The organism is Actinoplanes sp. URMC 104, assembly GCF_051386375.1.
GTDB lineage: Bacteria > Actinomycetota > Actinomycetes > Mycobacteriales > Micromonosporaceae > Actinoplanes.
The window spans coordinates 482,549-495,684 of the sequence record NZ_JBPQTO010000012.1; the positions used below are offsets into that span (position 1 = coordinate 482,549).

General features: G+C 73.5%; 13 protein-coding genes. 5 read left to right on the forward strand and 8 right to left on the reverse strand.

The genetic code is table 11. The annotated features are described in order from the left end of the window. Nucleotides 1–157: 157 nt before the first annotated feature. Complete coding sequence (locus ACSNN8_RS41155; RefSeq protein WP_436656495.1) at nucleotides 158–1,054, forward strand: AraC family transcriptional regulator; 897 nt, start codon at nucleotides 158–160, stop codon at nucleotides 1,052–1,054. Here ACSNN8_RS41155 and ACSNN8_RS41160 read toward each other — a convergent pair whose 3' ends face one another. Genes ACSNN8_RS41160 through ACSNN8_RS41170 form a run of 3 tightly spaced genes read right to left on the reverse strand, consistent with a single transcriptional unit; the run spans nucleotide 1,055 to nucleotide 4,619 of the window. Further along, the gene (locus ACSNN8_RS41160) at nucleotides 1,055–1,900 is read right to left on the reverse strand and encodes a glutamate ABC transporter substrate-binding protein (RefSeq protein WP_436656497.1); all 846 of its coding nucleotides are present in this window, start codon (nucleotides 1,898–1,900) and stop codon (nucleotides 1,055–1,057) included. Then, nucleotides 1,897–2,553 (reverse strand): response regulator, encoded by a 657-nt coding sequence (locus ACSNN8_RS41165; protein WP_436656499.1) that lies wholly within the window; start codon nucleotides 2,551–2,553, stop codon nucleotides 1,897–1,899. The genes ACSNN8_RS41160 and ACSNN8_RS41165 overlap by 4 nt, the downstream gene beginning before the upstream one ends. Beyond that, on the reverse strand, nucleotides 2,550–4,619 hold the full coding sequence (locus tag ACSNN8_RS41170; RefSeq protein ID WP_436656501.1) for a sensor histidine kinase: 2,070 nt from the start codon (nucleotides 4,617–4,619) through the stop codon (nucleotides 2,550–2,552). Before ACSNN8_RS41170 ends, ACSNN8_RS41165 begins: the two co-directional genes overlap by 4 nt. A 170-nt stretch (nucleotides 4,620–4,789) precedes the next feature. On the opposite strand from ACSNN8_RS41170, the gene ACSNN8_RS41175 reads away from it, so the two are divergent. Continuing rightward, nucleotides 4,790–5,116 (forward strand): hypothetical protein, encoded by a 327-nt coding sequence (locus ACSNN8_RS41175; RefSeq protein ID WP_436656503.1) that lies wholly within the window; start codon nucleotides 4,790–4,792, stop codon nucleotides 5,114–5,116. Here ACSNN8_RS41175 and ACSNN8_RS41180 read toward each other — a convergent pair. The 3 genes from ACSNN8_RS41180 to ACSNN8_RS41190 form a co-directional block, all read right to left on the reverse strand. Beyond that, entirely contained in the window at nucleotides 5,101–6,942 is a 1,842-nt protein-coding gene (locus ACSNN8_RS41180; protein WP_436656505.1) for a S8 family peptidase, read from the reverse strand. The genes ACSNN8_RS41175 and ACSNN8_RS41180 overlap by 16 nt on opposite strands. A gap of 113 nt (nucleotides 6,943–7,055) precedes the next feature. Beyond that, nucleotides 7,056–7,619, reverse strand: coding sequence for a TetR/AcrR family transcriptional regulator (locus tag ACSNN8_RS41185; protein ID WP_436656507.1), 564 nt, complete (start codon nucleotides 7,617–7,619; stop codon nucleotides 7,056–7,058). Between the two features lie 39 nt (nucleotides 7,620–7,658). Continuing rightward, nucleotides 7,659–9,923, reverse strand: a complete 2,265-nt coding sequence (locus ACSNN8_RS41190; protein WP_436656509.1) for a PEP/pyruvate-binding domain-containing protein — start codon at nucleotides 9,921–9,923, stop codon at nucleotides 7,659–7,661. A 143-nt stretch (nucleotides 9,924–10,066) separates the two neighbouring features. Here ACSNN8_RS41190 and ACSNN8_RS41195 point away from each other — a divergent pair, with 143 nt between their 5' ends. Genes ACSNN8_RS41195 through ACSNN8_RS41205 form a run of 3 tightly spaced genes read left to right on the forward strand, consistent with a single transcriptional unit; the run spans nucleotide 10,067 to nucleotide 11,521 of the window. Continuing rightward, on the forward strand, nucleotides 10,067–10,960 hold the full coding sequence (locus ACSNN8_RS41195; RefSeq protein ID WP_436656511.1) for a hypothetical protein: 894 nt from the start codon (nucleotides 10,067–10,069) through the stop codon (nucleotides 10,958–10,960). Then, nucleotides 10,957–11,109 carry a hypothetical protein gene (locus ACSNN8_RS41200; protein WP_436656513.1) on the forward strand — a complete coding sequence of 51 codons (153 nt, stop codon included), beginning with the start codon at nucleotides 10,957–10,959 and terminating at the stop codon, nucleotides 11,107–11,109. The genes ACSNN8_RS41195 and ACSNN8_RS41200 overlap by 4 nt, the downstream gene beginning before the upstream one ends. Before the next feature lie 40 nt (nucleotides 11,110–11,149). Then, nucleotides 11,150–11,521, forward strand: a complete 372-nt coding sequence (locus ACSNN8_RS41205) for a VOC family protein (RefSeq protein ID WP_436656515.1) — start codon at nucleotides 11,150–11,152, stop codon at nucleotides 11,519–11,521. Nucleotides 11,522–11,526: 5 nt separating this feature from the next. Here ACSNN8_RS41205 and ACSNN8_RS41210 read toward each other — a convergent pair whose 3' ends face one another. Both ACSNN8_RS41210 and ACSNN8_RS41215 read right to left on the reverse strand, forming a co-directional pair. Further along, a complete protein-coding gene (locus tag ACSNN8_RS41210; RefSeq protein ID WP_436656517.1) occupies nucleotides 11,527–12,432 on the reverse strand; it encodes a helix-turn-helix domain-containing protein in 906 nt (301 codons plus the stop codon). Nucleotides 12,433–12,471: 39 nt separating this feature from the next. Beyond that, nucleotides 12,472–13,089: a TetR/AcrR family transcriptional regulator gene (locus tag ACSNN8_RS41215; protein WP_436656519.1), complete on the reverse strand. Its 618-nt coding sequence runs from the start codon at nucleotides 13,087–13,089 to the stop codon at nucleotides 12,472–12,474. Nucleotides 13,090–13,136 lie beyond the last annotated feature (47 nt).

Consider the following 13,136-nt stretch of genomic DNA (forward strand, 5'->3'; position numbering starts at 1 on the left):
ATTCAAGAACCGATACGACGCGAGGGCGGACTTCGTGTTTCGTTGGCGTGGCGAGAACGTTTCGCCGTGCACCGATCCTCTGTTTCGGTGTGGCCTGCGACATAGCCCGCAATGAACCGGAGGTAGCACGAAATTCACCTGGGGCCTACGGTGGGGCATGGCCGAAGACCCGCCGGTCGAGAACACCCGGACCCTGCTGCACTTCATCGACGGCTCGGTGGCGTACGCGGGGCACTACCTGCACGAAGGCGTGCACCCGGTGCACACGCACAGCTTCGTGGAGATCGCCGTGGTCGTCTCGGGCTCGGGCGTGCACCACAGCCTCGCGGGCCGGCGGCGGCTGCGGGTCGGCGACGCGGTGCTGCTGCGGCCCGGCGTGTGGCACGGCTACGAGGACTGCGAACGGCTCGACCTCTACAACTGCTGCTTCTCCACCGAGCTCATGCAGCGCGAGCTGGCCTGGACCCGGCAGGACCCGCAGCTCGGCCACCTGCTGTGGACCGGCCCGTACTCCGGGCAGCGGCGCGGCATCCTCTCCACCCACCTGCACGACGACGCGCTGACCGGCTGCCTGGAGCACCTCGACGCCCTGCAGAAGCTGCGCGCGCTGCCGGCGCCCGAGTACCGCGGGGACCTGGTCGGCCGGCTCACGCTGTTCCTGAGCGCGCTGGGCCGCGTGGTCGCCGGCACCGACGCGATCTCCGGCGACGCCGCCGGCACCCACCCCGCCGTGCTGGACGCCATGCGGATGATGGAGGACCGGCCCGCGTACCAGTGGACCCTGACCGAGCTCGCCGCCGACCTGCACCTGGCGCCGGGCTACCTGGTGCGGCTGTTCAAGGCCGCGACCGGGCTGCCGCCGATGGCCTATCTGTCGCGCCATCGCGTCGAGCTCGCGGCGGCCCGGCTGCTGCACACCGACCAGCCCATCAACCGCATCGGCGAGTCGGTGGGCTGGCCCGACCAGAACTACTTCGCGCGCCGCTTCAAGAGCCATTACGGCCTCAGCGCGTCGGACTACCGCAACCGCTTCACCCGCGCCGACAAGAACTGACTAGTCGCGGCAGGGCTCGGGCTGGGGCTCGTCGGGGGCGGGCACCCCGGCCTGGCCCAGCGTGCGGTCGAAGGCCTCGCGCCACCGCCCGTCCCGCTCGGCCTCGACGATCACGGCTGTGAGGAACTCGCAGAACGCGCGGTCGCCCTTGTGATACCCGATCCCGTACGCGTCGGCGGAGAACACCGGCCCCACCACGGCCAGCTTGGTCGGCAGCTGGGCGACGTAGCCGAGCAGCACCGCCCGGTCCGTGGTGACGCCGTCGACCGAGCGGGTCAGCAGCCGCTGCACGCACCGGGTGTAGGTCTGCTCCGCCTCCGGCACGGTGTGGTAGAGCTTCTGCCACGTGACGATCGAGGTCGAGCCCGACACCGAGCAGACCCGGCCCGGGCGGATCTGCTCCGGCCCGGTGATCACGTCGCGGTCGGCGCGCCGCACCAGCAGCTGCTGACCGGTGCGGAAGTACGGCCCGGCCTGCCCGACGTCGGCGCGCCGCCCGTCGTTCATCGAGTACGAGGCGACGACGATGTCCACCCGGTCCTGGACCAGGTAGTCCTCGCGCACCGCCGAGGTGGTGGTCACGAACGTGATCTGCTTGCGGCTCAGCCCCAGCTCCTCGGCCACGATGGTGGCGATCTCGACGTCGAAGCCCTCGTGGCGGTTGGTCGCCGGGTTGAGGAAGCCCAGGCTCGGCTGGTCGGACTTCACCCCGATGCGGATGTGCCCGCTCTGCTGCAGCCGGTGCATGGTGGTGCCGGCGGCGAACGCGACGGGCTCCGGACCGCCGCAGCCGCCCAGGCCCAGCACCAGCGCCGCGGCGGTGGCCGCGAGCAGCAGCCGTCTCACCGCGAGCCGCCCAGGCCCGCGTCGCGCGCCTTGGCCACCGCGGCGGCCCGGTTGCCGACCTGCAGCTTGAACAGGATCGCCGAGACGTGGTTGCGGACGGTCTTCTCCGACAGAGCCAGCCGCCGGGCGATGTCGTGGTTGCCGCAGCCGGCCGCGACCAGCTTGAGCACCTGCCGCTCCCGGTCGGTCAGCTCGGGGAACACCGTGGTCGCCCGGTCGGCGTCCGCGCCGATGAAGAAGTCGCTGATGCGCCGGGCGATGCCGGTGCCGTACACCGACTCCCCCGCCGCCACCGCGAGGACCGCACGGATGATCTCCGTACGGTCGGCGCCCTTGAGCAGGTAGCCCCGCGCGCCCGCCCGCAGCGCTTCGATCAGCGTCTTGTTCTCGTCGTGCATGGTCAGGACCAGGACGCTGACCTCCGGGTGCCGGGCCAGGATCGCGCGCGTGGCCGTGGCCCCGTCCATGCCGGGCATGGTGAGGTCGGTGATCACGACGTCGGGGCCGGCGCCGTCGACCAGCGCCAGCAGCTCGCGGCCGTCGGCCGCCTCGCCGACGATCTCGATCTCCGGGCTGGCGGCGATCGCCGCGGCGAGGCCGTAGCGGAACATCGGGTGGTCGTCGGCGAGGACGACCCGCACGGGACTGGTCATGGCTGCTCCAGCGGCAGGACGGCGGTGATGGTGGTGCCGGTGTCTCCCGAGCGCAGGTCGAGGCGCCCGCCCAGGTTCTCGGCGCGCCGGCGCATCGAGGTGAGCCCGATGCCCGCGACGGCCGACCGGGTGCCGTGCCCGTCGTCGGCGACCACGATGCGCAGCGCGCCGTCGGGCGCGGCGACGCTGACCCGCACGTGCCGGGCCTCGGCGTGCCGGGCGACGTTGGTCAGCGCCTCGGTGGTGATCCGGTACGCGGCGTTCTCCACGTCGGCGGGCAGGCTGGGCAGCGCGGACGCGGAGAGCGACACCGGCACCTTCGCCGACACGGTAGCGGCGTGCCGGCGCAGGGCCTCGGGCAGCGTCATGGTGTCCAGCGCCGCCGGGCGCAGGTCGTCCACGATCCGGCGGACCTCGGCGAGCGCGACGGCCACCTCGTCCTGGATGCGGCGCAGCAACGGGCTCTGGTCGGTGTCGGCCAGCGCCTCCAGCCCCAGGCCGATGCCGGACAGCGACGGGCCGAGACCGTCGTGCATGTCCGCGCGCAGCCGGTCCCGCTCCGCCTCGGCCGCCGTGACCACCCGGTCGCGTTCCGCCTCGAGCTGCTCGGCGAGCTGGTCGGCGCGCACCACGACCGCCACCTGCAGGGCCAGCACGGCCAGCAGCCGCAGGTCGGCGGCGGTGTAGGCCTCGCCGGGCCGCCGCGGCAGCACCCGCACCTCGCCGAGTGCCGCGCCGCCGAAGTGCAGCGGCAGGTTCGTGGTGCACTCGGCGTCGTCGGCGCCGACCCGGGCCAGCAGGCGGCCGTCGACGCCCACCAGGCTCACGCCGGGCGCGCGCACCGCGGCCGCGACGCTGGTGAGGGTCGCGGTCAGCAGGTCGCCGTCGCCGGTGCCGGCGACCCGCTCGCCCAGCGAGGTGATCGCCTGGATCGGGTCGCGGCGCTGGCCGTACAGCAGCCGGTCGGCGGCCCGCTGGAGCCGGTCCCGGGCCGGGGCGAGCGCGACCGCCACGGCCGCCGCGGCGATCACGCCGTACAGCGGGCGGCTGTCCAGCGCCGCGCCGACGACCGCGCCGGCCGCGGCCGTGACGCCGAGGTAGGCGGCCACCACCGCGGAGGTGTACATGCCGTAGACGAGCCCGCGCCGCAGCACCGTCTGGATGCCGAACAGCCGGTAGCGCAGCACGCCGACCGCGACGGCGATCGGCACGAGCAGCAGCGGCAGCAGCATCAGCACGTTGGCGAAGGTGGCCGTCACGAAGAACGACGCCGCCAGGAACGGCATCACGACACAGATCAGCAGGGCCAGCTGCTGGCGGCGCGGGGAGCGGGCGCGGTAGAGCCGTAGGACCGTCCCCACCCAGATGGTGATCATCGAGATGCCCAGCAGCGGCGTGAACGTCCAGGAGCTGAAACTGCTCCACTGTGCCCACGCCGGCGGCAGCGCGGGGATCGTCGCCTGCACGTCGGTGGAGAGGAAGACCCCGGGGTCGTAGACGCGCGGACCCGGCACCAGCACGTCGGCCAGCCGCTCGGGGAAGCGCGGCACCATGCCCCAGCCCGACGAGTGGATCGGGTCGACCACCGGGAACGGGATGCAGAGCATGAGCATGACGATCGACAGCGTGGCCACGCCGACCGGCCACCGCCACCACCTGCCGGGCAGCCGGCCGTCGGGATAGAGGGCCAGCAGAAGGGTCGGCGGGATGAGCCACCCGGGCAGGTAGAGCGCCGGGCCGAAGTACGCGCCCCACGACGGCGAGCTGCCCAGCAGCCCGTAGCCGCTGTAGGCGGTGATGCACACCGCGGCCGCCTGCGACACGCCGATGCCCAGCACCAGCCAGCCGACCGCGTTGCGCGGCCGGGCCGCGGCGAGGATCCCGCCCGTGACCGCCCAGACCATGCCGAGCACCCCGCACGCCACGACGAACGCCGGCCCGGTGAACGGCACCGGCGCGAAGAACCACGTCTCCTCGCTCGGCCGGGCGATCCGGTACCAGGCCACGGCGACCACGACGACCGAAGCCGTCGCTGCCGTGACCGCACCGGCCCGTGCCCACCTCACCTCGACAGTCTGTGCCACCGGCGGGCCACCCCTCCAGTGCCAATGTCCCGCCCGCCCGGGCGATCGTCCCGGCCTCCCCGGGACGGCCCGGGTGAGGCCGGAGGCTGGCGCGGCTCGCCGGGAGCGGGGAGGCTGGAGCAGGCCCGTCCGCCACACCCGAGGGGAACGCCATGACCGCGACGGACAAGCTCGACGCGCCCGCCCGGCACCTGTTGCGGGGGCTGGGCGGCACGCCACGGGAGTCGGCGCCCGAGGTTGCCGTGCTGGTGCGCGGCCGCGGGGCGTTCAGCGAGGACCAGCTCCGGGAGCTGCGGTCGAGCGGCGTGGGGGTGCGGACGGTGGCCGAGGACGTGCTGTCGGCGGACCTGCCCGCGACCGCCCTGCTCGACCTGGCGGGGCACGACTTCGTGGTCGCCGTGCAGCTCGCCACCTCGCTGGCGCCCGAGGGCGCCCGGCCGGGCGACGAGCCGCCGGTGTCCTACTACGACGTCGAGTAGCCCGGGGAGTCGAACCAGAAGGCGGTGCCGGTCGACTCCGCGCCACTCGGCACGGCGACACCCTCGAAGGCCGCGTGGACGTCGAGCTTGCCGCTGCCCCAGGCGTGGTTGGGCGTGTTGTCGGTGAACTTGTCGGAGCGCGCGCTGCTCTGCAGGCAGTGGCGGATGTCCGCCTGGGTGAGCAGCGGGTTCTTCTGCAGCATCAGCGCGATCGCGCCGGTGACCACCGGAGCGGCCATCGAGGTGCCCTGCATGGGGCCGTAGAGGTCGCCCGTCGAGGCGGGCTGCGGGGCGATGACCGCCTGCCCCGGCGCGGCCAGGGTCGGCGCCTGCCGCCCGTCGCGGGTCGGGCCGAGGCTCGAGAACGACGAGATCGACCCGACGCCGGCGCCCCGGACCACGTACGAGCCGACGGTGATCATCTGGCGGCCCGTGCCGGGCACCGAGATCGTCCGCGCCGGGTTGACGAACGGGGGCAGGAACACGGCGCTGGCGTTGCGCTGGATCCACGCGTCCCACGTGCCCGGGCCGGTGGTCGTCCGGCGGATCTCGATGGTCCAGGCGGACGGTCGCACCGTGTCGGCCGTGCCGCGGGAGACCACGAGGAAGACGCGGTTGTGGCCGTTGCCGGGGTCGTCCAGGTCGGAGTCGACGAACACCTCGTTGCCGCTGGCCAGCGTCATCGGCACCGGGTCGGCGCCCGGCGACACGACGGGCGTGGACTCGCCGAGCGGATCGGTGACCACGACGTCGAAGCTGTCGCCGTCGGCGTACCAGAGGTCGATCGTCACGGGCGTGAACTGGTTGGGCGGCACCTTGAACTGCAGCATCGAGGCGGTCCCGCCGACGGTGCCGCTGGCGTGCCGGCCGCGGGCGCCCTCGTTGCCGGCGGACTTGACCATCGCTCGGCCCTGGCCGCCCAGCAGGTTGTCGATGCCGACCTCGAGCAGGCTGGTGCCGTCGTGCGGGCCGATGTTGTCGCCCTGGCTCTGGTTGATCACCACGGGCCGGCCCAGCGACGCGGCCACGTCGAAGATGTAGCGGACGGCGTCGAGGGTGTCGGCCGAGTCGCCCAGCCCCAGCTCCCCCGCGCGCCCGCGGGTGTTGGCCACCACGATCAGCGAGGCCTCGGGCGCCACGCCGATGAAGTGGAACGCCGGATGCCCCTGACCGGGCGCGGACCCGTCCCCGGCCGCGATGCCCGCGACGTGCGTGCCGTGGAAGCCGTCGAGCGGAATCTGCGCATCGCGGTGACGGACGAAGGAGAACGGATCGGCCTCGGCCAGCGCGGCGTTGATCGCATTGGTCTGGTATTCCACGCCGAAGGTGAATCCGGCCGGCGGGGATTCGTTTCCCTGCGGGTCCAGACCCTGGTCCCAGATCGCGATGATCCGCGAGGTGCCGTCGCTGCGGCGGAATGCCTCGTGGGTGTAGTCGATGCCCGAGTCGATGATGCCGACGATGACCCCGGCCCCGCGGTGGCCCGGCGGTCCGGTGTGGACCGGACCGGCCTTGACCTCGGGCAGCGTGAGGTCGAGCTCGGAGCCCAGCACCCGCGACGCCTCCATCCGGCGGATCGCGGGATGACCGGCCAGTTCCTCGAGCAGGTGCAGCGGAACCTCCCCGGTCGCGACATCGCCGGCGACCGACCGGGGGGCGAACCCGGCGCTCTCGATCTCGGCGACGTCGCCGTCGAACTGCAGCAGCACGGTGGCGCGCGGCTCGACGGCCGCCTCGACGTTGAAGGCGACCTCGCTGGAAAGGGAGGACAGGGCGGCGGAATCCTGACGGAGAAGGAATTTGAGACCCGGATCGATTTTTGCCATCGTTCTTTCCCTACACTCGGCGCACGGGATTGAACGTCATGTTTCGCTTTCGCGAGCGCGCGGGCATCCGTAGATCGGGCAGTCGGCTTGTAGGGAATCCGACGCGGGCCCACTCAATCGAAAAGCAGGTCCAGGTGGGCGTCGAGCGCCTGCAGCGCCTGTTCGTCGGTGTACTGCCCGCCGAGCAGATAGACGCCGAGGCCCTCCATCAGCGCCAGCAGCGCGGCCGCCGAGCCGGTCGTGCCGTCCGGCAGCCGGCTCGCGATGAAGTCGACCATGCGGGCCGTGCCCGGCCGCAGCTCCGCGCGCGCCTGCGGCCGTACGGCGGTGTAGGCCAGGAAGGCCAGCGCCACCCGGCCGTCCTCGCGGGAGGCCTCGTCGAGCGGCAGCAGCGCCGCGATCATGGTGCGGAGCAGCAGCCGGGGCGGCGGGTCGTCGCCCAGCGCGGCGAGGGCGGCGCGCACCCGGGCCTCGCTGCGCTCGCGCACGGCGGCGAGCGCGAACGCCATCATCTCGTCCTTGGTGCGGAAGTAGTGCTGCACCATGCCCGCCGAGACGTCGGCGGCCGCGGCCACGTGGCGCAGGCTGACCGCCTCGAGGCCCTGCTCGGCGGCCACGCGCATCAACGCGTCCGCGATCAGGCGGCGGCGCTCGTCGTGGTCGACCTTCTTGGGCATGGCGTCACGTAGCGTACGCGGCGCGGCCCGACGACCCGCTCATCGGTCCTCCTCGACGGTGACCGTGCCGGCCGCGCCGTCGACGGTGACGGACTGGCCGGTGCGCAGGCGACGGGTGGCGCCGGGCACGCAGATGACGGCGGGGATGCCGTACTCCCGGGCGACGGTCGGACCGTGGGCCATGACCGCGCCGGTCTCGGTGACGAGCGCGGCGGCGGTCAGGAACAGCGGCGTCCAGCCCGGGTCGGTGGTCGCGGTGACCAGCACTTCCCCGGGCTCCAGCCGGGCCGTGGCGGGATCGAGCACCACCCGTACGCGGCCGGTCGCCCGTCCCGCGGAGGCGCCGACGCCCATGAGCGCGTCGTCGTCCGCGGCCGGCAGCAGGGTCTCGACGTCGGTGCCGTCGGAGAGCAGACCCACCGGTACGGACCGGCGACGCGACTCGCGGTCGTGCCGGGCCCGGCGCGCGACGATCGACACGGGCAGGACCCCGTCCCGTACGGCGGCCGCGGCCTCGTCGAGCGTCAGGAACATGATGTCGCCGGGCTGCTCGAGGACGCCCGCCGCCACCAGGTCCGCGCCGGCGGCCAGCAGGTGGCGGCGCATCTCGGCGAGGCGGTAGAGGCCCGCGAACTTCCCCGCCTCGCGCAGCCCGGCCAGCCGGCGCGCCCTTCGCAGCAGAAAGACCGCGAGCCGGCCGCGTACGGGCCGGCGCCGCCGCGCCCGGACCGCCAGCTCACGCAGGGTGGCCTCGGCCTGCTCGGCCGCGCGCGCGAACCGGCGGTCCGGCGCCTGCTCGGGGTCGGTGACGCGGATCAGCGTCGCGAGCGCGGCCCGGACCGGTGCGGGGTCCTCCGACCAGCGCGGGACACCGAGGTCGACCTCGGCCGCCGCGCGGTGCCCGTACGCGTCCAGGAACTCCCCGAGATCCACGTCGTCGGGGTCCTTGGCGGTGCGCGCGAGGTCCCACAGGGCGAGGTCCATCTCGATGGTCACGTTGTGCGGCATGCCGGCCAGCACGGTGTTGATCTCGCCGGGGTGCGCGACGCCGCCGAGCAGGCGCGGCGGGAGCGCGGCGGCGAGCATGCCCGCGACGATCGGCCAGATGATCGCGTCGGGGCCGTCGGTCTGGTCGTGCTCCCGTACGAGCCGGAGGCGCTCGGCCGCGGTCAGGCCGTCGCGGCTTCGGAGCGAGTCGCGGCGGATCCGCTCGACCTCCCGATGCAGCCCGGCACGGGCCCGGTCGGGGCGGGCCAGCGCGCCGAGGACGCCGCGGACGGCACGGCCGATCGGGGGCCTGGCGGAGCGCGGCCGCTCGACCCGGCGCTGCGGGGCGAAGCGCGGGTCGTCGAGAACGTGCCGCACGACGGCCTGGGCGCGCGGTCCGAAGTCGACGGCCAGCAGCGGGACCAGGCGGCGGCGGGCGACCGGGTCCCGGACGAGGCCGGTCAGGTCGCCGTAGAGCCGGCCGCCGATGTCGGTGATGTCCACGTGCAGGCCCAGCGGCGCCAGCATCGCCTTGACCAGGTCCTTGAGGGTGTCCATGCCCATCGGGGTGGCCGGTTGCAGCATCCCCTGCACGTGGCCGAACTCGAGGTAGACGCGCAGGTCGTCGCTCGGCGGGGGCGCCGGGAACAGCGTGGTGATCGGCCGCGCCTGCAGGACCCACAGGACGCCGTGCCCGTCGGCCGCCCACTCGACGTCCTGCGGCTCGCCGAGCAGGGCCTGCAGCCGCTCCCCCAGCTCGCCCAGCGGGTCGCCCGGGCCGACGACGTGGCGGTCCACGGCGGTCCGGCCCTCCACCACCGAGGCGGCGCCGGACGCCGACTCGACGAGCATCTCGGTGCGGCAGCCGGTGACCGGGTTCGCCGTGAACAGCACGCCCGCCCGCTCGACGGCGACCATCCGCTGGACGACGACCGCCATGCGGACCGCTTTCTGCTCGCCGGGCGTGCGGGCGGCTTGGTAGGCCGTCGCGCGGGCGTTGCCGGTGGAGGCGCGGCACGTCTCGATCGCGGCGAGCAGGGCCTCGGGACCCTGGACGTCGAGCACGGTGTCGAACAGACCGGCGTAGCTCGCATCCGGTGCGTCCTCGACCGTCGCACTGGAGCGCACCGCCACCGGTCCCCCGCCGAGCCGCTCGTACGCCTCGAGAATCTCCGCGCGGGGCAGCTCGTCCACCTCGGTCGTGACGCAGAAGCCGGGTGGCACCCGCTCGCCGGCGCGCAGCAACCGGCCGAGGGTGGCCGCCTTGCCTCCGACCGCCTCGACCATGCCGGCATCCCTCAGATCGACGATCGTCATCGGGCCTCCCCTTTTCAATACGACTGCATTGCCAACCGTAGCGGCTTCGCAATACGACTGCAACGGAAAAGCGCCCGAGATCTTTCCGGGCCATTTGATGACAGAGCCGGAACCGGCGGCGCGGGCCGATCGTCTGAACGGTCATGAACCGTCTCCGCGGCACCCTGATGGCCGCCGCCGTTCCCCTGTTCCTGCTCGCAGCTTGCGCGCAGCCCGGCGCCACCGGCGCGGGCAGCGCGACGGGCTCCGGCTCGCCGGAGAGCGCCCCCGCTTCCCCCCGCAGCGGTGACGACCTCGTGGCGCGCGTGGAGTCGTACGGCGGCTTCGTGCCGCCGGACCGGACAGTCGGCTCGCTGCCGGCGGTCAGCGTCTACGCCGACGGACGCGTGATCACCCAGGGGCCCGTGCCCGCGATCTATCCCGGGCCGGCGCTGCCCAACCTGCAGGTCGTCACGCTCAGCCCCGACCAGATCCAGCAGCTCACGCAGGAGGCCACCGCCTCCGGCGTCCGCCCCGGCACCGACTTCGGCCGGCCCAACGTGGCCGACGCGCCGACCACCCGGGTGACCGTCCGCACCGATCAGGGCGTGCAGTCGGTGTCGGTCGAGGCGCTCAACGAGGCCCAGGCCAAGGACCCGATGCTCACCGCCGCCCAGCAGGCCGCGCGCGCCCGGCTGGCCGGCTTCGTCAAGAAGCTCACCGACCTCTCCGCCGGCGACGCGACGACCGCCTCGGTGGCGTACGAGCCGACGTCGCTCGCCGTGCTGGCCCGCCCCTACACCGAGCCGGCCGGCGACGAGCCCGCGCAGACCCCGATCGCGTGGACCGGCCCGGCGCTGCCCGGCGACTACCTCAACCCGGCGCTCAAGATCGGCTGCGTGGTCGTGACCGGGGCCGACGTCGCCACGGTGATGACCACGGCCAGGATGGCGAACCAGCTGACCCCGTGGACCGCGGGCAGCGGGAAATACTTGATCACCTTCCGGCCGCTGCTGCCCGACGAGAAGGGCTGCCCGCAGTTCAAGGGGAACCGATGACTCCTCTGGGAGAGCCGTTCGATGCCGGCCGCGACGAGCTCGCGGGGGACGACGGCATCGATCGCGGGCCGGGGCGGACCGAGTCCGTTCCGGCCCGCCAGGGCTGCCGCCCGGCGCAGACCGCGCCCCGTGACAACCGCCGGCCGTGACGCCGGCGGAACTGTCGTACCCCGGGCCTACCGTGGGGCCATGGACATGAAGATTGAGCTCATCCCCGTCCCGGTGACCGACGTCGACCGCGCCAAGGCGTTCTACGAGCAGGTGGGGTTCCACGCCGATCACGACCATCGCGTGCGCGAGGGGCTGAGATTCGTGCAGCTCACACCGCCGGGCTCGGCCTGCTCCATAGTGATCGGTGACGGCATCACCGAGAAGGCGCCCGGCACGCAGGAGATCCAGTGCGTGATCGCCGACGCCGACGCCGCCCGGGCTCAGCTGGTCCGGGCCGGCGTCGACGCCAGCGAGGTCGACAAGCAGCCGTGGGGCAATTTCGTGTACTTCCGCGATCCCGACGGCAACAGCTGGGCGCTGCAGGCCATCGAGTCGCGGCCCAACGGCTGAGCGTCCTAGCGCACCGGTGAGGGCCGGCGCGACCACGTCCGCAGGGCCGCCTCGACGGCCCCGCGGGTGGCGCGCGCGTCGAGGCAGCGGGCGGCCACCTCGTCGAACACGGCGCGATACCGGGCGACCTCCTGCGGCCGCCGCAGGAAGTGGCTGGTGCGGCCGAACCCTTCGACGAAGACGACGTCGAGCTCGGCCGCCTGGTCGAACGCGAGCAGCGCCGCCGACATGCCGAGCAGTGGGTGCTCGCCCACGCCGCACGGCAGCACCCGCACCGACACGTTGGGCAGCTCCGAGAGGGTGAGCAGGTGGCGCAGCTGCCCGGCCATCGCGCGCCGGCCGCCGATCGGGCGGTACAGCACGGACTCGTCGAGCAGCGCGCCCAGCTCGATCGGGTGCTTGCCGGTGAGGCGGCGCTGGCGGGCCAGCCGGAGCGACACCGCGCGGTCCACCCGGTCGGGCCGGCTGGTCAGCGAGGTGCGGAACAGCGCCCGCATGTACGCCTCGGTCTGCAGCAGCCCCGGCAGCACGACCGGCTCCCAGTTGCGGATCGCGGACGCCTCGGCCTCGAAGCTGACGTACGAGTCCGGCTGGACGATGTCGCGGTAATCCGCCCACCAGGCGCGCTCACGCGAGGCGCGGGCCAGCTCGGTGAGCGCCTCGCGGTGCTCCGGGTCGCGCACGCCGTACAGCGTCAGCATGTCGGTGACGTCGCGCGGCGTCACCGACACGCGCGCCGTCTCGATGCGGGTCACCTTGGCGGCATGCCACTCGAGCTGCCGCGTCACCTGCCCCTGCGTGAGGCCGGCCGCTTCCCGGTACCGTTTCAGCGCAGCACCGAGCCGCCGGCGTCGCAGCGTGGGTCCTTCCGTTCCGGGCACAGCGCCGACCCTATGGCCCCGTAGTGCCACGCAACTGCGAACAATTTCCGCGCCGCCCCGCCGCTGTCTCTATCGGGTCCCGTGCCGGCCGTATCGCGCAACCATGGTGCGGACGGCGTCGTCCACCACCGCGCCCGCGCGGTCCGGCGGCACCGTCCATCCCGGGACCACCAGCCTCGGCCAGAACAGGTAGTTGGAGATCATCCCGAGGAACTGCGTGGCGGCCATCCGCGGATCCGCGACGTCCGCCGTCCCCGCGTCCTGCTCGGCGACCAGGTAGGTGCGGACCGTCTCGAAGTAAGGGAGCTTGCCCTCGGCGAAGTGCGCCCTGGCCAGGTCCGGAAAGCGGGGCAGCTCGGCGATGACGATGCGGAACAGATCCACCATCCCCGGCCGGCTCAGCAGCGCCGCATAGTGCCGCCCCAGCGCGGTCAGGCCGGCTTCCAGATCACCCACGGACGGCACCTCGGCCTCGTCCCCGCCGGCCCAGGAGTCGATGACGATGGCGTCGAACAGGGCCGCCTTGGTCGGGAACTGCTTGAACAACGTCGCCTTCGACACCCCGGCCTCCTCGGCGATGCGCGCCAGCGACGCCCGGTCGTAGCCCAGCTCGAGGAACAGCCGGGTGGCGGCCTGCACGATCAGCGCGCGCTTCTGCTGAGCCACCCGCTGGTGATAGGTCGTCATGCGGCGATCATAGCGAGGTGAGTGGGTTGACTCACCACTCGCGGGCG